16 protein-coding genes and 3 tRNA genes are annotated in these 17,716 nt (G+C 36.6%); 14 read left to right on the top strand and 5 right to left on the bottom strand.

Going from position 1 to position 17,716, the window contains the following annotated elements; all coding sequences use genetic code 11:
• The 3 genes from narJ to ACWIUX_RS06870 are packed head-to-tail and all read left to right on the top strand — an operon-like array spanning window position 1 to window position 2,377.
• Window positions 1-510: a nitrate reductase molybdenum cofactor assembly chaperone gene (gene narJ / locus ACWIUX_RS06880; RefSeq protein ID WP_448589988.1), complete on the top strand. Its 510-nt coding sequence runs from the start codon at window positions 1-3 to the stop codon at window positions 508-510.
• Window positions 497-1,186 carry a respiratory nitrate reductase subunit gamma gene (narI, locus tag ACWIUX_RS06875; RefSeq protein ID WP_448589987.1) on the top strand — a complete coding sequence of 230 codons (690 nt, stop codon included), beginning with the start codon at window positions 497-499 and terminating at the stop codon, window positions 1,184-1,186. The genes narJ and narI overlap by 14 nt, the downstream gene beginning before the upstream one ends.
• An 18-nt stretch (window positions 1,187-1,204) precedes the next feature.
• Entirely contained in the window at window positions 1,205-2,377 is a 1,173-nt protein-coding gene (locus ACWIUX_RS06870) for an FprA family A-type flavoprotein (RefSeq protein ID WP_448589986.1), read from the top strand.
• Window positions 2,378-2,386: 9 nt separating this feature from the next.
• Here the strand turns inward: ACWIUX_RS06870 and ACWIUX_RS06865 are convergent, their stop codons facing one another.
• Window positions 2,387-2,563, bottom strand: coding sequence for a ferredoxin (locus tag ACWIUX_RS06865; RefSeq protein WP_448589995.1), 177 nt, complete (start codon window positions 2,561-2,563; stop codon window positions 2,387-2,389).
• 119 nt (window positions 2,564-2,682) lie between these two features.
• Between ACWIUX_RS06865 and ACWIUX_RS06860 the strand changes: the two genes are divergently transcribed.
• The 10 genes from ACWIUX_RS06860 (at window position 2,683) to ACWIUX_RS06815 (ending at window position 12,042) form a co-directional block, all read left to right on the top strand.
• The gene (locus tag ACWIUX_RS06860) at window positions 2,683-3,420 is read left to right on the top strand and encodes a Rossmann-like domain-containing protein (protein WP_448589985.1); all 738 of its coding nucleotides are present in this window, start codon (window positions 2,683-2,685) and stop codon (window positions 3,418-3,420) included.
• Window positions 3,421-3,545: 125 nt separating this feature from the next.
• Complete coding sequence (locus ACWIUX_RS06855; RefSeq protein ID WP_448589984.1) at window positions 3,546-4,649, top strand: linear amide C-N hydrolase; 1,104 nt, start codon at window positions 3,546-3,548, stop codon at window positions 4,647-4,649.
• Between the two features lie 349 nt (window positions 4,650-4,998).
• On the top strand, window positions 4,999-5,202 hold the full coding sequence (locus tag ACWIUX_RS06850; protein ID WP_448589983.1) for a hypothetical protein: 204 nt from the start codon (window positions 4,999-5,001) through the stop codon (window positions 5,200-5,202).
• 43 nt (window positions 5,203-5,245) lie between these two features.
• Window positions 5,246-6,061, top strand: a complete 816-nt coding sequence (locus ACWIUX_RS06845) for an electron transfer flavoprotein subunit beta/FixA family protein (protein WP_448589982.1) — start codon at window positions 5,246-5,248, stop codon at window positions 6,059-6,061.
• Window positions 6,062-6,072: 11 nt separating this feature from the next.
• Entirely contained in the window at window positions 6,073-7,110 is a 1,038-nt protein-coding gene (locus ACWIUX_RS06840) for an electron transfer flavoprotein subunit alpha/FixB family protein (RefSeq protein ID WP_448589981.1), read from the top strand.
• Window positions 7,097-8,398, top strand: a complete 1,302-nt coding sequence (locus ACWIUX_RS06835; RefSeq protein ID WP_448589980.1) for an FAD-dependent oxidoreductase — start codon at window positions 7,097-7,099, stop codon at window positions 8,396-8,398. The genes ACWIUX_RS06840 and ACWIUX_RS06835 overlap by 14 nt, the downstream gene beginning before the upstream one ends.
• Window positions 8,395-8,670 carry a ferredoxin family protein gene (locus ACWIUX_RS06830; RefSeq protein WP_448589979.1) on the top strand — a complete coding sequence of 92 codons (276 nt, stop codon included), beginning with the start codon at window positions 8,395-8,397 and terminating at the stop codon, window positions 8,668-8,670. The genes ACWIUX_RS06835 and ACWIUX_RS06830 overlap by 4 nt, the downstream gene beginning before the upstream one ends.
• 121 nt (window positions 8,671-8,791) lie before the next feature.
• Window positions 8,792-10,552 carry an AMP-binding protein gene (locus ACWIUX_RS06825; protein WP_448589978.1) on the top strand — a complete coding sequence of 587 codons (1,761 nt, stop codon included), beginning with the start codon at window positions 8,792-8,794 and terminating at the stop codon, window positions 10,550-10,552.
• Window positions 10,553-10,801: 249 nt separating this feature from the next.
• Window positions 10,802-11,059: a thioredoxin family protein gene (locus ACWIUX_RS06820; RefSeq protein WP_448589977.1), complete on the top strand. Its 258-nt coding sequence runs from the start codon at window positions 10,802-10,804 to the stop codon at window positions 11,057-11,059.
• Window positions 11,060-11,067: 8 nt separating this feature from the next.
• Window positions 11,068-12,042 (top strand): permease, encoded by a 975-nt coding sequence (locus ACWIUX_RS06815; RefSeq protein WP_448589976.1) that lies wholly within the window; start codon window positions 11,068-11,070, stop codon window positions 12,040-12,042.
• A gap of 3 nt (window positions 12,043-12,045) precedes the next feature.
• On the opposite strand, the gene tsaA is transcribed toward ACWIUX_RS06815, so the two are convergent.
• The 4 genes from tsaA to ACWIUX_RS06795 form a co-directional block, all read right to left on the bottom strand.
• On the bottom strand, window positions 12,046-12,753 hold the full coding sequence (gene tsaA / locus ACWIUX_RS06810; protein ID WP_448589975.1) for a tRNA (N6-threonylcarbamoyladenosine(37)-N6)-methyltransferase TrmO: 708 nt from the start codon (window positions 12,751-12,753) through the stop codon (window positions 12,046-12,048).
• Window positions 12,754-12,771: 18 nt separating this feature from the next.
• A tRNA-Glu gene (locus ACWIUX_RS06805) sits at window positions 12,772-12,847 on the bottom strand.
• 7 nt (window positions 12,848-12,854) lie between these two features.
• A tRNA-Gln gene (locus ACWIUX_RS06800) sits at window positions 12,855-12,928 on the bottom strand.
• 12 nt (window positions 12,929-12,940) lie between these two features.
• Window positions 12,941-13,016, bottom strand: a tRNA-Phe gene (locus ACWIUX_RS06795).
• Between the two features lie 135 nt (window positions 13,017-13,151).
• Between ACWIUX_RS06795 and gltB the strand changes: the two genes are divergently transcribed.
• Window positions 13,152-17,708, top strand: a complete 4,557-nt coding sequence (gltB, locus tag ACWIUX_RS06790) for a glutamate synthase large subunit (protein WP_448589974.1) — start codon at window positions 13,152-13,154, stop codon at window positions 17,706-17,708.
• The last annotated feature ends 8 nt before the right edge of the window (window positions 17,709-17,716 follow it).

Genomic DNA, 17,716 nt, shown 5'->3' with positions numbered 1-17,716 from the left:
ATGAGTTTTTCAGAATTTATGAAGTCACTTTCTTTTCTTTTGAGATATCCAGATGAAACGTATAGATTTGATGTCGAAAAATTTGAAGAGAATACAAAGAACTTAAACTTGTATAAATATCTCAAAGAGTTTATAGCTTACTATAGGGGTAAATCTGATCTGGATTTGAAAGAATATTATGTAGGCACATTTGACCTTACACCTAAAAATTCTCTGTGTATGTTGGATCATATGCGCCTAAACAACTCTCAAAAGGGCTATGAGTTGGTGAAGATAAAAAATTTTTATAATGAATTTGGCTTTAACCCAAAAAATAATGAGATGCCTGACTATATTCCGTTATTTATTGAGTCTCTCTCCTATATCGAAAAAAAAGTTGCTATCGAGCGTTTAGGCGAATACGAATTGGCTTTTCAGAATCTATATTCAGGGCTTTTGGAATCGAAAAGTCCATATTGTGGTTTGTTTGGGATACTTTTAGATAAGGAGGCATTAGATGAGTTACTTTGATTATCTTATTTTTCTTTTTTATCCCTATGTAGTCTTGAGCATATTTGTATCTGTGAGCATATTTAGATTTTTTTACAGGCCATACAATTGGAAGACAGCTTCAAGCGAGATCTTTGAGGACAAAATATTAAAGTTAGGCAGCAACCTATTTCACTTTGGTATTCTGGCATTGTTTTTTGGACACCTATTTGGTCTTTTGACGCCTGAGAGGGTCTTTCAGCTTGTAGGCTTATCAAGCAGCCTTCATCAGATGATAGAGATAATTTTGGGCTCTGCTTTCGGAATCATAACGGTTATTGGCGTATTGTTGTTGACATTTAGAAGACTTACAAACCAAATGGTTTTATCCACGTCAACCTCGATGGATATTTTTGTGCTTGTGTGGATATTTTTTACCCTGTGTTTAGGTCTGACGTGCGTAATTTATTCTTTTCTGTTTGAGAGAGATGGACATCTTTTGGTATATCTATCTCAATATGTAAAAAATCTCTTAACATTTAGGTTTCAGGCAATAGATTATTTAAATATGATCCCTATGATATATAGAATTCATATATTCTTTGGTTTTACACTGTTTCTTGTGCTTCCATTCAGTAGGCTTGTCCACATATTTAGCGGTTTTGCGCTGCCCACTTATCTTTTTAGAAGGATTCAAATAGTAATAAAAAAATTTTGATAAATTTGGAGGTTTACAATGTCTATTAAAAAGATGTCTGACGGAGTTTGGTCTTTAAGATCTATTGACTGGGACAGGAGGATCTTTGATGAGCTTATTTCTTTGCCATATGGAACTACCTATAACGCATACCTTGTGAAAGGAAATGACAAATGTGCTCTAATTGACAGTACAGATCCTACTAAAACCTATGAGTTAATAAACGATCTCAAGAGGCTAAAAGTGAAAGTAGATTATGTAATCTCGAATCATGCTGAACAGGATCATAGTGGATCAATTGGCGACGTATTGAATCTCTATCCAGATGCTATGGTTGTAACCAATTCTAAATGCAAGGACTTTCTGATTGATTTGTTACACATAGACAGTACTAAATTCTTGGTTGTAAAAGAAGGTGATAGGTTAGAACTTGGCTCAAAGACTCTGCAGTTTAAGATAACTCCATGGGTGCACTGGCCAGAGACTATGATAACGTTCCTGGAAGAAGAAAAGATACTCTTTACATGCGATTTTCTTGGTTCACACATAGCAACCAGCGAGCTTTATGTGGCTGATATGCCCCTTGTATACCTGGCTGCAAAGAGATATTACTCAGAGGTGATGATGCCATTTAGAAATAATATCAAAAAGAACATAGAAATTGTAAAGGATATTGATCCAAAAATTATCGCACCAAGTCATGGTCCAGTTTATCAAGACCCAAAATTTATAATAAGCGCATATGAAGAATGGATATCTGATAGAGTAAAAAATCTTGTTTTGATACCTTACGTTTCTATGCATGGCAGTACGAAGGTATTGGTAGATAGATTAACACAGAGTTTGGTCGATCTTGACATTGAAGTTATGCAATTCAATTTAGCAAAGACCGATGTTGGAGAGATTGCTACCCATATGGTTGATGCTGCTACAATTGTGCTTGCAACGCCAACAGTATTACTTGGACCTCATCCTGCAGCTGTTTATGCCACTTATTTAGTAGCTGCCTTAAAACCAAAAACAAAATACTTTGGTTTAATAGGCTCATTCGGTTGGGGTTCAAAAGTGGTGGATACTGTTTCAAATATGCTTTCACCGTTGAAACCTCATATAATAAACCCAGTTCTTATAAAGGGTATGCCGAAAGAAGAGGATTTGAAACTGATAGATAATCTTGCTATCCAGATAAGAGAATTACACAAAAATTTATAATATTTATCCTCATTCTTCTAACCATATAGCCTCAACTGGACAGGATTCTTTGGCGCTTTGGCAGCAGTCGGTGCAAGTTTGTCTAATGACTTTTGCCACAGCGCCTTCCAGCTTAAATACATCGGGACAAAGCGCTTCACAGGTCCCACAGCCGACGCACAAGGTTTCGTTTACATAAGCTTTCATTATTTCACCCCTTTTTACAGTGCTTAAAGTATAGATAAAGCTTATAATACCTTTATAAATATTACAAATAAGCAATTTTTATTTTAAATTTTAGCAAAAAATTATATTTATTTGAGGTGATGACGAGCGTGCTTCTTAGTTCTTTGAAAGAGAGATGGTGGAAAAAAGTAGTTAATAAAGGGCTTCAATGGGAGGGCATAAATGTTGAAATTAAGGGTCTTACTCCAAAAGAAGCAATTGGTGAGCCACAAAGAGACGATTTCCCATTGCTAAAAGGGAAAGAATTCTTAATTCAAGCCAAAATCAAAGAGTCAATCGGTCAAGCATTTACTGCAATCCCATCTAAATTTAGTGGTTGTCTTGAAGAGATTAACAAATTGGATGAGTTACAAGAACGAAACAGGGCATTGATAGTTGCAACTATCAATGTTACCTACAGATATTTTGGGCTTTTACAAGATAGCGTTCACTGCAAGGATGAAGGACCAGAACTTTGTGCACAGAGAGTATTGGAACATTTCACAGGCAATTGTAAAAATTCAAAAATTGCAGTTATTGGATACCAGCCAGCTTTTGTGTCAACTCTTTCTAAGCATTTTGATATACGAGTGACCGATATGGATCCGGAAAATATTGGCAAATTTAAAAATGGAAGTCTAATTGAGTCATATGAATTAAACAAAGAGATAATAAAAGAGAGCGATGTAATTTTTATGACTGGTTCAACTATTGTAAATGGATCTCTTGATGAGCTTATTGAATACAGTTCGGGTAAGGAGATCATCCTATTTGGAACGACATGTGCAGCCCTTGCTTATGAATTTGGCTTTAAAAGGCTTTGTTTTCAGAGCAGCTAATTGAGTTTCTAATTAAGGCTTTAAAATTATAATAGTTTATATTATAATATATTTATATTATTGAATTTTGTGTTACATAATTTTTCAATAATCGTATTTTATAAAAAAAGCTTTGAGAGGATAATTTGTTATATAAAGCGAGATATTTGTTTGTAATAGTTGTGATGCTTTTTGCACTGCTGTGTATGGGTTCTATGGCATTCGGATGCACAGCAGTAGTTTTGCATGGCAAAGACATAATCGCAGCAAGAAATTTTGATTGGACTGATGGGCAAGCTTATGTAGTGAGGCACGAAAGAGGGGTTAAGAAAGAAGCAGACTTTTTGCAGGACGATGATGACGATGACTTCAATAGTGCTGAATGGGTCTCAAAGTATGGCAGTATAACCTTTGATGTCACTGAGACAAATCTTTTATATGGCCAGGTAAAAGTTCCTGTAGATGGCATGAACGAAAAGGGTCTATGGGTTTCATCATTGTGGCTTGATGATAATGACGGTAAGGTTATAAGTAATCTGGATTTTAAAAAGGCTTCAATAAATAACTGGAAATTAGTAGAATACCTGCTTGATAACTGTGCTGATGTAGATGATGCGTTAAGCGCTATCAAGAATATTCAAATAATAAGTTTTAACTACGCGGGTATGTCTGTAAATTTGCACTTTATTATGGCTGATAGCTCAGGTAGCGTTGCGATTGTGGATATCTTGCCAGACAACGAAATCATAGTTCGAAAAAATCCTGAACTTGATATCCTGACAAACAATCTTTATCAGTCAAGTTTAGATAATTTAAAGAGATACAAGGGTTTTGGTGGGGAACTAGATTTACCAAAAGATGCTGAAATGAACAGTGAAAATAGATTTGTAAAAGCTGCCATTCTCTATGACAATCTTAAAAAGTACCATAAAGATTCAATTTGTGATGCATTTAAAATTATGAGAGAAACTGCGCAAAATGATGTCGGAGAACTGCCATATGAAGGAATTACTCAGTGGACTGTTGGATATGATCTTACAAAAAAAGAAATTTATTGGTATTCTAGAACAAAAAATGCAAAAAAATTTATAAAGCTTTCTGAGATTGACTTCTCAAAGCCTCAAAAAATAAAACCTCTTGGCATTAGCGACGTGCTTGTGGGCGACGTTACAAACTATTTTAAAACTGGGGAAGAAGCCTCATCAAACAAAAAGCACAAATTTTTGTTTTTTGTTTTTAACTCTATTTAAACTAAAACGCGATCATTTAATAAAACATAGCAACTTTAGTATTCTTTGCTAGAGTAGACTTTAAGAACAAAAAGCTATTTCGCGAGCAGGATGCTCGCGTTACTATGAGATGCACATATTGCAGCGAGCAGGATGCTCGCGTTACTATGCGATTCTTTCTTTGCGCGAGCAAGATGCTCGCGTTACTATAGTTTTATCTCTGATTAACTGTCAAATGCTGAAGAAGGTTGATCGTTGAATAAAATTTATTTTATGTTATATAATATTTTGTACATTAATCATATTGACAAAAATAATACATAATATTATTGACTATAAAATTATAAATAAGTTAAGGAGAAAATTGTAATTGAATAACTGGGATCCAGATAATTATGACAAAAAAGTGGGCTTTGTTTCTGAATTTGGGAAGGAAGTCTTAAGAAAGAAATCTGTTGATACAGTTTTTTCTAATACTCTCCTCCATTGGGTAAAGATAGCATCTTTGGCAATTAAATCAATTTACCTATTGTTTATTGGCGTTCAAAATGAATATTTTTTAGCACTTTCTTAAGCTTTTTAGATTTTTAAGTAATTTTTATCTAAAGGAGGTTTATGTGCACTCTTTAGTTTTTATTAAACAAGTTCCAGATGCAGCTCAGGTTAGAGTAGATTATAATACTGGCACCCTTATTAGAGAAGGCGTTCCTGCGATAATCAACCCCTATGATACCCACGCCATTGAAGCAGCTGTTCAGATGAAGGACAAATTTGGGGGGATAGTCTCAGTTCTAAGCATGGGTCCTCCAATGGCTGAGGATGCTTTAAGGAAAGCTTTGTCTATGGGAGCAGATAAGGCATACTTGCTTTGCGATAAGGTTTTTGCAGGATCTGATACCTGGGCTACCAGCTATGCTTTGTGGGCAGGTGCGCAAAAGATTGTACAAGAAAATGGACCAGTTGACATATTTTGGGCTGGTAAACAGGCTATTGACGGTGATACTGCTCAAACTGGTCCTGGTTTGGCAACGCGACTTGATATACCGCTTGTAACCTGTGCCATAAAGATTGTAGAACTAAATCTTGAAAAAAGTTATATTGTAGTGCAAAGATTAATTGAAGGTGGGTTTGAAACCTTACAGGTATCAATACCCTGTATGATTACAGTTGAAAAGGAGTTAAACACTCTTAGGTTCTCTCCTCTTCCAGATCTAATTAGAGCTGCAAGGTCAAAAATACACCTACTTAATTCTTCCAATGTTGATATCGATCCAACAAAATGCGGGTTAAAGTATTCCCCTACTAAAGTAAAAAGGGTCTTTGTTCCCTCTAAAAGAGAAAGAGGGGAAATTCTTGATGTTAACGAAAATAATATTGCTAGTGTTTTATTTGAAAAGCTTGAACCTGTTTTAAGAAAAATGAATAAACTATAGGAGAGTTTGTTATGAGAGTTAGCAATATTGGTGAATACAAAGACGTGTGGGTTTTTATTGAACACGATTGTGGAAAAATCGAACATGTTTCTTTGGAGTTATTGACTAAAGGCTGTCAACTGGCAAAAGACATTGGATGTAAAGTTTGTGCCTTTTCTGTTGGTGAAAACGTTGAGGGATTTTCCGAAAAACTAGCAGAATACGGAGCTGAGAAATTTTACTTTATTGAAAGCCCTGTTTTAAAAGAATATCGAACAGAACCTTATAGGGATAGTCTTCTGTATCTAATAGAAAAATATAAACCTGAGATAATATTAATTGGGGCTACTACTCTTGGTAGGGATATTGCTGCCACGTTAGCCACTAAACTTAATACGGGTTTAACGGCTGATACTACTGCTCTTGATATAGATTTTGAATCAGAAACGAAGAATTTATTGATGACGCGGCCAACGTTTGGCGGAAATCTTATGGCTGTTATATATTGTCCAGATAACAGACCTCAGATGTCTACTGTGAGACCTGGTGTTTTTCAAGCGATAAAAAATCCGGTTAATATAGAGAAAATAAGGGAAGAATTCGAACTTTCTGAGGATAAAATTCCTAAAAAGATACTGGAAAAGGTAAAGACTGATTCGGACAAAGTAAATTTGGGATTTTATGACGTGATAGTTGCAGGAGGTAGGGGGATAGAGAAGAAGGAAAACATAAAACTATTAGTAGATCTAGCGAATATTTTGGGTGGAACTTGGGCTGTGTCAAGAAAAGTTGTGCAGATGGGATGGGCGCCATACTCAAGACAGGTAGGACAAACTGGTCAAACAGTTCATCCGAAGATTTATATTGCTGCAGGGATTTCTGGAGCAATTCAACATATTGCTGGCATGAAGTCATCTGAAATTATAGTGGCGATAAACAAGGATCCGCAAGCTCCAATATTTGATATAGCGACGTATGGAATTATTGGAGATGCTGTAAAAATTCTACCCAGATTAACGCAATATTTTGGTGAGAGGCTAAAAGCTGGAGGTTCAAATGAAAAGGACTGACTTTGACGTAATAATAGTAGGTGCAGGACCTGCAGGGCTTGCTGCTGGTTATGTTTTAGCTAAAGAGGGAATAAGCGTTGCTATTATTGAACGTGGAATTTTTCCCGGTTCCAAAAACGTTATGGGAGGGATATTTTACAGAAGCTCACTAGACGACTTAATACCAGATTTTTACAAAGAAGCTCCTATAGAAAGGCATATAGTTGAGCAAAAGTTCTGGTTTTTGTCAGAAGATTCTATGTTTTCTACTGGTCTTAGGAGTGAAAGATTTAATATTGAACCGTATAATTGTTTTAGCATATTTAGGGCTAAGTTTGACAAATGGTTTGCAAAGAAGGTAGCAGATGCCTCTGCAATGATAATCAATGAAACTGTAGTAAAGGATCTGATCTTAGAAGGGGAAAAGGTATCAGGCGTAAGAACTGATAGACCAAATGGGGATCTTTATTCTGATGTCGTAATAGTTGCAGATGGAGTTAATTCATTTTTAGCAAAGTCTCTTGGTTTGGGAAAAGAAATCAGAACGAACGACGTTGCAATCGCAGTTAAAGAGGTTATAGAGTTGCCAGATAAGGTAATAAACGATAGATTTGGAGTATCAAATAGTTCTGAAGGCGTAACAATAGAAATTACTGGTCCATATTTTAATAATATGAGGGCAATGGGTTTTATTTATACTAATAGAAATTCTTTATCAATAGGAATAGGTGCAGTAATAGAGGATTTAGTAAGACTTAAAATAAATCCAAATGATTTGCTTGAAATTCTAAAAAAGCATCCTGCAATAAAACCTTTAGTCAGCGGTGGAGAGGCTAAAGAATACATGGCACATATGATACCAGAAGGCGGTTATTATGCAATGCCAAGATTATACTCCGATGGTGTTATGGTTGTAGGCGATGCAGCTATGCTTGTAAACAGCATTCATAGGGAAGGCGCAAATCTAGCTATTGAGTCGGGTAAACTTGCAGCAAAGACATATATTGAAGCCAGAAAAAAGGGAGATTTTTCTAAAAAGACCTTAAGCTCTTATCAGAAAAAGTTAGAAGAATCCTTTGTATTAAAAGACTTAAAAACTTATAAAAATTTGCCAAAATTACTAGAAGAAAAACGATATCTCATATCAAAGTATCCAAAATTTATAATAGACTCTATGTACGAAATATATAATGTAGATAGAGTTCCTAAGTCAGAGAAGATAAGGTTGATTATGAATAGGGCTAAAAAAGAAATTGGATACTTTAATATTTTAAAGGATATCTTTAATATTTGGAGGAGTTTTAGATGAGAATTGAAGATAAGCTTTACTTAGTTGGATATAACGTTGATGAAGATGAGAGCCATATAGGAGTTAGTGACCCAGAGGAGTGTAAAAAATGCCAGGGTCGCCCCTGTACCTATATTTGTCCTGCAGGGGTTTATTCATATGATGATAAGGAGGAAAAATTATCCATTAATTACGATGCATGTTTAGAGTGCGGCACGTGTAGAATAGTTTGTAGCTTTATTACTTGGAAATATCCAAGAGGGGGATTTGGGGTACAGTATAAATTTGGATAAGAAAGCTATAATCTATTCCCTTATCCTACATTTTTGTCTTTTGATATATAGTACAGAAAGGTTTTTTATTATGTTATAATTACAGAATATTCTGACAATTGTGGAGGAGAAGGGATTACTTATGAAAAGAGAGACAGAAGAGTTTTTGAAACTTAGAGATTTTATTCTTACGTATCCTGATTATGAGACGTGCAGAAAAGAATTTATTTGGCCGCACTTAGTAAAATTTAACTGGGCATTAGATTATTTTGATTTTATTGCGTTAAATAACGAAGACACAGCTTTGCTATTCGTTGACGACGAAGGAAGTGAAATTTCTGTTAGTTATAACTCGTTAAGAAAAAGGTCTAATCAGGTAGCCAATTTTTTGAAAGAAATCGGCTTACAAAAAAGGGATAGAGTGATGGTAATGATGGAAAACTCAGCCTCTTTGTTCGAAATACTTTTAGGGATTATGAAAGCTGGAGGAGTTATAATACCTGCTGCTACTATGCTTCCGCCTGAGGATGTTGCAGACAGGGTAGAAACTGCAAATATAAAGTTTATTTTTATAGACAGTGAAATTGCAGTAAAACTCTCTTCAATTGAGAATATCCTAAACAGGTATCTTAGTGCAGTAATTAACGTTGGAAACAATTCGAGCTCTGTTTTTACTCAAAATAGGGAAAAGTCACCGGCTTGGATTAACTTTAATGAATTAAATTCCTTTAAGGAAGACTACTCTCCTTCTTTTATTACTTATTCCACCGATGAAATGTATTCTTTCTTCACATCTGGTACTACTGCAAAGCCAAAACTGGTTACGCACAATCATAATTATCCTGTAGGTCATCTCACTACTCTTTATTGGGTGGGTTGCAAAAAGGGGGATATTCACTACAATATCAGCGCTCCAGGATGGGCAAAACATGCCTGGAGCAGTGTTTTTGTGCCTTGGAATGCTCAGGCTACAGCCTTTGTATATAGATATAAAGGTAGATTTAATCCTAAAAACATCTTGTCGAAAATAGAAAAATATAAAGTTACTACGTTGTGCGCACCACTTAGCGTTTGGAAACTATTTTTAATTGAAGATCTGAAAAGCTATAACTTCTCTCTTAGAGAGGTTGTCAGTGCAGGCGAACCACTTAATCCTGAGATTATAAGAAAAGTCAAAGAGAGCATAAACCTAAACTTGAGAGAAGGTTATGGACAGACCGAAAGCACTCTTATGATTGGAAATTTTAAAGGAGAACACGTTAAAAAAGGTTCGATGGGAAAGGCTGCTCCAGGATATAATTTGAGTATTTTAAGTAGTCAGTTAGATGTTAAAAATTACGGAGAGGATGGACAGATAGGAGTCAAGATCTACCCGATTAAGCCACTTGGAGTTTTAAATGCGTACAATGATGAGGCAAAAAATGCATCTGTGTTTAAGGGGGGATATTATCTTTCTGGTGATACGGCTTATATGGACAAAGATGGATATTTTTATTTTGTAGGGAGAACCGATGATGTTTTCAAGAGCCTTGATTATAGGATCAGTCCCTTCGAGGTTGAAAGTGAGATTATGGAACATCATGCGGTTCTTGAGGTTGCAGTAGTTCCAACTACTGATGAAAGAGGACTGGTAGTTCCAAAGGCATTTATTGTATTAAAGCCTGATTATATACCATCACGCGAGATGGCTCTTGAGATCTTTAGGTTTATTAGGAAGCATATGGCACCATATAAAAGGCCTAGAGTTATAGAATTTTTGGATTCATTTCCTAAGACAGTAAGTGCAAAAATAATAAGAAAGGATCTAAGAGAGTATGACCAAAAACTAAAAAAGAAAAAGATTAATGCTGAGCACGAATATAAGGAGAAGGATTTTTTGGAAGATTTGAAAAGTAATGTATAAATTTATATATTGCTTCGTACACTTATAGTAAGCCAAGTATCCTGCTGGTAGTCTTTTAAGAACAAAAAGCTATTTCGCGAGCAAGATGCTCGCGTTACTATGAAGGGAGAGGAAGTTTCGCGAGCAAGATGCTCAGGGTACTATGTTTTATGAAAAGCTAAATAGAAATTTTCTAAATACTTGACGAAATTTATTATATAATTATAATATACATAATTAATAATATATTGTTTAGGAGGAGGTAAAAAGGTGATTATAAAGATTTTAGGTACAGGATGTGCAAATTGCAAAAAGCTATATGAAAACACGAAAAAGGCTATCGAGATGGGACAGGTTGCAGCCTCTATTTATAAGGTTGAGGATGTCAAGGAGATAATGAAGTATAAAGTTATGAGTACTCCAGTTCTTGTGATAGATGAAAAGATTATTTTTAAGGGTAAGGTCCCCTCGCCAGAAGATATATTGAAGGCAATATTTAACGAAATGTTAAATAAAAATAAAGGATAGTTAATTTTATGCAAATATTTACCTGGCTTGCTGATTACGTAGTTTACGATCTTTTGCACCTTGAGAAGGGGCACCACCTTACTAGCGCTATACACTTTTTTATTGAAGATACCTCCAAAATATTTTTTCTTCTTCTGGTTATTATATTCATAATAACTTATATAAGAAGTTACCTGACCCCAGAGAAGGTCAGATCGCTTCTTGTAAAGAAGGGCAAAAACGTTTATTTTGCTCATCTTTTAGCCGATCTGGTGGGCATAATAACTCCATTTTGCTCCTGTTCTGCTGTACCACTTTTTATTGGGTTTGTTGAGGCTGGAGTTCCGTTGGGCGTTACTTTTACATATTTGATCGCTGCCCCGACTGTTAACGAAGTAGCGCTAGTTCTTTTATATGGACTATTCGGCTGGCAGATAGCTGCTATATACATACTTTCGGGCGAGGTTATAGCATTTTTTGGTGGGATTATAATCGGAGCCATGAAACTTGAGAAATATGTAGAGGATTATGTATATGAAAATGTCTCGACAGAGATAGATTTAGATGTAGAGGATGCCAAGACAACTTTCACAGATAGGGTAAGAGAATCTTTTGAATATACTATAAATCTTATAAAAAAGATTGGTATATGGGTTATTATAGGCATAGGTATGGCATCAGGGATGCACGGATGGGCGCCTACTGGCTTTTTGGCACAGATTGCAGGACCAGGCAATCCTTTTGCAGTATTGGTAGCAGTGCTAATTGGCATTCCGCTTTACTCAAACGCCGCTGGTATGATACCCGTAGTATCAGAGCTAATCAGGCTTGGTGTTCCTGTTGGCACGGCATTGGCCTTTATGATGTCTGTCACCGCGGTGTCGCTTCCTGAGACGATTCTATTAAGACAGGTCATAAAACCGCAACTTATCGCTATATTTCTAGGAATAGTGACGCTATCAATAATCTTTACAGGATATCTTTTTAATTTTCTTTTGCCTTAAGTTTTATCGGGGTGGGGGGATAATTTCTATTGAGTTACTTTTGTCAAATTCGTATTCAAGTCTACCAGAGTGTAGTGTAGCTCCACTAATAAGTATAGCTGCTTCGAGAAATTTTAGACTACCCCTAACTTTATATCTTGTTTTCTTGCTTCTTATAACTACATTTTTATCTATAAGTTCGAGAAAGAATTCTATAGCTTCACTTGCATCCTGAGAAATGCCGCCAAGAGACTTTTTTACAAAACCAGTTAAAAGCTCTCTTCTTTCCTGTGTATTAAACTTTGTAAATATAAAGCTCTTCTCCTGTGAGGCAGATAAAAGGATTTCGTTAAAGGGTGAATATGATTTAATGTCAAGTATTGGCGTTTCATCGTAGAAGTCTAAACCTGAAACTGTCAAAATATTTCTTTCTCTTTTTATAAGCTCTACTGTATCTAACGCTATGGGATTTGGCCTTACTGGGCTTCTTAGAGAAAAGACACCTGTCTGAGGCAAGCTAAAATCCCCTCTTAGATAAACTAAAAGAGGTTTATCAGATGGGTTTCCAAAGAGCGCAACTATTACTAAAAAAGAATTGTTTTCTATGCCAGTTAATCCAGCTTCAAATTCTTCGAATACATGTATCTTGCCCTCGTAGCCGTTTGGCGGAATTTTTGCCCCTACTTTTAAGTTTGAAACCACTTTGCCTATTGCTTTAAAGGATTCACTCATCTTTCCCCCTTAAAAAAATGGTAGCCCTATGGGGATTCGAACCCCAGTTACCGAGCTGAGAACCCGGCGTCCTGGTCCACTAGACGATAGGGCCACACAATTGGCTGGGGAAGATGGATTCGAACCACCACTACATGGTCCAGAGCCATGCGTCCTACCGTTAGACGATTCCCCAATACGGTAAAGATGGTGCCGAGGGCCGGAATCGAACCAGCGACACGAGGATTTTCAGTCCTCTGCTCTACCTACTGAGCTACCTCGGCAAATCATATATATTTATACATTATTTCGATTTAAAATGCAAGTACTCGAAATATCTTTCTAAACTATTCACAATTTATGATTATTTTTATACAATAAAACCATTTATAAACTAGACAAGAAGAGGAGAAAAAGAATTGACAGTAAAGAAATTTACAGATGGTTTGTACGATCCCTTTTTTGAACACGATGCCTGTGGAATAGGTTTTATTGCCAATATTAAAGGCAAGAGATCTTCTAAAATTGTTCAGAGCGCTTTAAAGATTCTAGTCAATTTAGATCACAGAGGGGCAAGGGGTTGTGAGGAGAACACAGGTGATGGTGCAGGCTTGCTGGTTCAGATTCCGCACAAGTTTTTTAAAAAGTTTGTGCCAGGTCTCCCAGAAGAGGGAGATTATGCAGTAGCTCAGATATTCTTTCCAAGAGAAGAAGACAGGATAACAGAACTTGAAGCTAAATTTGGAAGAATTGTTGAGGAAGAAGGTCAGAGTATTATTCACTGGAGAAAACTTGAAACAGATAACACTTCCTTGGGAAATGTTGCAAAACTTAAAGAACCAATAGTAAAGCAAGCCTTTATAAAAAGGAATAGCGCGATAAAAAGGGGAATAGATTTTGAAAGGAAGCTTTATCTAATTAGAAAAAGAGCAGAAAAGGAAATAAAGTATGCCGATGAAATAAATTCGCTCTTTTATATTTGTAGCCTATCTTCAAGGACAATTGTTTACAAAGGGATGCTCACACCAGATCAAGTGCCAGAATATTATAAAGATCTTCAGGATACCAATTTTGAAAGTGCAATTGCAGTAGTTCATTCAAGATTCTCAACAAACACCTTCCCATCATGGGAAAGGGCTCATCCGTATAGATATCTAATTCACAATGGAGAAATAAATACACTTAGGGGTAATATCAATTGGATGAAAGCAAGAGAAAAGCTCTTTTCATCAGAAATATTTCCTGATATAACCAAGTGTTTGCCTATTATCAACGAAGACGGATCCGATTCTCAAATATTTGATAACTGTCTTGAGATGCTTTACCTTACTGGTAGGAGTTTGCCCCATGCTGTTATGATGATGATACCTGAACCCTGGCAAAATCACGAGAGCATGGACGATAAGAAGAAGGCTTTTTATAAATATCACAGCTGTCTGATGGAACCATGGGATGGTCCTGCTTCAATAGTTTTTACAGATGGATTGATTGTAGGCGCTGTATTAGATAGAAATGGTCTTAGACCCTCAAGGTATTACGTAATGGATGACGATACAATTGTTCTTTCTTCAGAAGTTGGGGTATATGATGTTGAAGCAGAAAGGGTTGTTCTTAAAGATAGGCTTAGGCCTGGTAGGATGCTCTTAGTTGATACTGAACAGGGAAGGATAATCTCTGATGAAGAGCTTAAAAGAAAGATATCTGAAGAAAAGCCTTACGGAACGTGGATTAATGAGTATATGATAACTTTTGATGATTGCGAGGCTAAACCTGATCCTGTAGCAAAACAGAATTTAGGCATGTCTTTAACTCAATTGCAACTTGCATTTGGATATACGTATGAAGATGTAAAAAAGATAATTGAACCAATGGCTCTTCAGGGTGTAGAACCTGTAGGGTCAATGGGATATGATTCTCCACTTGCAGTTCTTTCAAATCAGGAGCAACTTTTGTACAACTATTTCAAACAACTCTTTGCTCAGGTTACAAATCCGCCACTTGATGGTATTAGAGAAGAGCTAATAACAGCTTCTGAATTACTTCTTGGCAGTGAAGGAAATCTAATTGATCCAAAGCCAGATGACTGTAGACGTCTTCTAATAAAGAATCCAATACTTACTAACTTAGATATGAGAAAAATAAGAGATCTCGATCAAAACGGAATAAAATCCGAAACAGTATCTATGTTATTTGATAGAAATACCGATCTAGAGACTGCTCTTGATAACCTTTTTAAAAAGGTAGACGACCTGATTGATAGTGGAGTAAACGTAGTTATACTCTCTGATAAAGGTTTAAGTTTTGATTTAGTTCCAATTCCTGCTCTTCTTGCTGTATCAGGGTTAAATCATCACCTTATCAGAAAAGGTGCAAGGACAAAGGTAAGCATTGTAGTTGAATCAGCAGAACCACGTGAGGTGCATCACTTTGCATGTCTGATAGGATACGGCGCTAGCGCAATAAATCCATATCTTGTTTTTGAAACCTTAAAGGATATGCATGAGAAGTCGCTTTTGGATATAGACTATAATTTAGCTGTAGAAAATTACATAAAGGCTTCTTTGAAAGGTATAATGAAGGTTGCCTCCAAGATGGGTATTTCAACCCTTCAAAGCTATTTGGGCGCACAGATATTTGAGTGTGTAGGAATTGGTAAAGAGGTTATCGATAAGTACTTTACAGGAACCCCATCAAGAATTGGTGGAATTGACCTGAATTTGATAAAACAGGAAACCTTATTAAGGTTCGATAAAGCCTTCTTGTCAAATAATCAAGTGCTGCCTTCTGGAGGGATATACCAATACAGGGATGATGGAGAATATCATGCTTATAGGCCAGAAACCATATATCTATTGCAGAGGGCAGTAATAGAGGGCGATTACAAGAAATTTAAGGCTTTTACTGCATCGCTTCATGAAGGCTGTGGTGCGATTCAAAATCTAAGGGGACTCTTAAAATTCAAACAACAAAACAACCCAATTCCAATTGAAGAGGTTGAAAGCGTAGAGTCAATTGTAAAGAGATTTAAAACTGGAGCAATGAGCTATGGTTCAATTTCTAAAGAGGCACATGAGACCCTCGCTATAGCTATGAATAGAATTGGCGGCAAGTCAAATACTGGTGAAGGCGGTGAAGATTTATCTAGATACATTCCAGATGAAAATGGCGATTCAAGAAATAGTGCTATAAAGCAAGTTGCATCTGCAAGATTTGGAGTGGATATCCTTTACCTTTCGAATGCCTCTGAAATTCAGATAAAAATGGCTCAAGGTGCAAAACCTGGAGAAGGCGGCCAACTTCCTGGCCAAAAGGTTTATCCATGGGTAGCAAAAACAAGGTACTCAACTCCAGGGGTTGGACTTATTTCGCCACCACCACACCACGATATATACTCTATTGAAGATTTGGCCGAACTCATTCACGATCTCAAGAATGCCAACCGAAATGCAAGGATTAACGTTAAGCTTGTTTCCGAAGTGGGAGTTGGAACTATTGCTGCAGGGGTTGCAAAGGGCAAGGCAGATGTGGTATTGATATCGGGCTATGATGGTGGAACAGGGGCATCTCCTCGTTCGAGCATAAGGCACGCAGGGCTTCCCTGGGAGTTAGGATTGTCTGAAACCCATCAAACGCTTGTTTTAAATAACTTAAGGGATAGGATTGTTGTTGAAGTAGATGGCAAACTTATGTCAGGTAGAGATATTGCGATTGCAGCGATGCTGGGTGCCGAAGAGTTTGGGTTTGCCACCCTACCACTTGTGGCTCTTGGATGTGTTATGATGAGAGTTTGTAACCTTGACACCTGTCCAGTAGGCATTGCTACTCAAAATCCTGAGCTAAGAAAGTATTTTAGGGGTAAACCCGAGTACGTGATAAATTTGATGTACTTTCTTGCAACAGAGTTAAGAGAAATCATGGCACAAATGGGATTTAGAACTGTAAACGAGATGGTCGGAAGAACTGATTGCCTTGAGGTGATAAAGACTGAACATTGGAAGGCAAAAACTCTCGATCTTAGTCCAATTTTGGCAAGGCCTCAAGTTGATCCTTCAGTTGGCAGATTCTGCAGAGTGAAACAGAATCATTCTATTGAGAACTCTTTAGATTTTAGAATATTGTTGGACAAGTGCAAAAGTGCAGTAGAAAATAAAAAACCGATAGAGCTTTCACTGCCTATTAGAAATACCAATAGGGTAGTAGGTACAATTCTTGGAAATGAAGTTGCCGTAAGATACGGTTTATCTGGATTACCCGAAGATACTATAAGGATAAAATTTACGGGTTCTGCTGGTCAAAGTTTTGGTGCCTTTTTGCCACAGGGGATAACTTTGACTCTTGAAGGCGACTCAAATGACTACATAGCAAAGGGACTTAGCGGCGGCAAGATAATAGTATATCCTCCGGAAAATTCAAGATTTAACGCACACGAAAACATCATTGTTGGCAACGTTGCCTTTTACGGAGCAACGTCGGGAGAAGGGTATATAAGAGGTGTGGCAGGAGAAAGATTTTGTGTGAGAAATTCTGGTGCTGAGGTTGTAGTTGAAGGCGTTGGCGATCACGGTTGTGAATATATGACCGGTGGTATTGTAATCTGTTTGGGTAAAACGGGTAGAAATTTTGCGGCTGGAATGACTGGCGGGATAGCTTATGTTTACGATTTAAACGGTTCTTTTAAAGAAAAGATAAATCTAAATACTGTCTATATTGAAACTATCGATGGTTTTTCTGAAGAGAACAAGGTGAAGTCAATGATTGAGAAACACTTAATTTATACAAATTCTTCTCTTGCTGAAGAGATTCTCTTAAATTGGGAAGAAAGCAAGAGAAGGTTTGTAAAGGTTATACCAAGAGATTACAAGAGAATGATCCTTGCAATTGAGAGAGCCTACGCTGCTGGTTTTAGCGGTGATGAAGCTCTTATGGAAGCTTTCTATGAAAATATTAAGGACAAGTCAAGAATTTCTGGTAACTAATAATAATT

The sequence above is a fragment of the Thermodesulfobium sp. genome, assembly GCF_053498235.1.
Note: the sequence above shows the minus strand (reverse complement) of the source record. Positions and strands in the feature narration are given on the sequence as shown.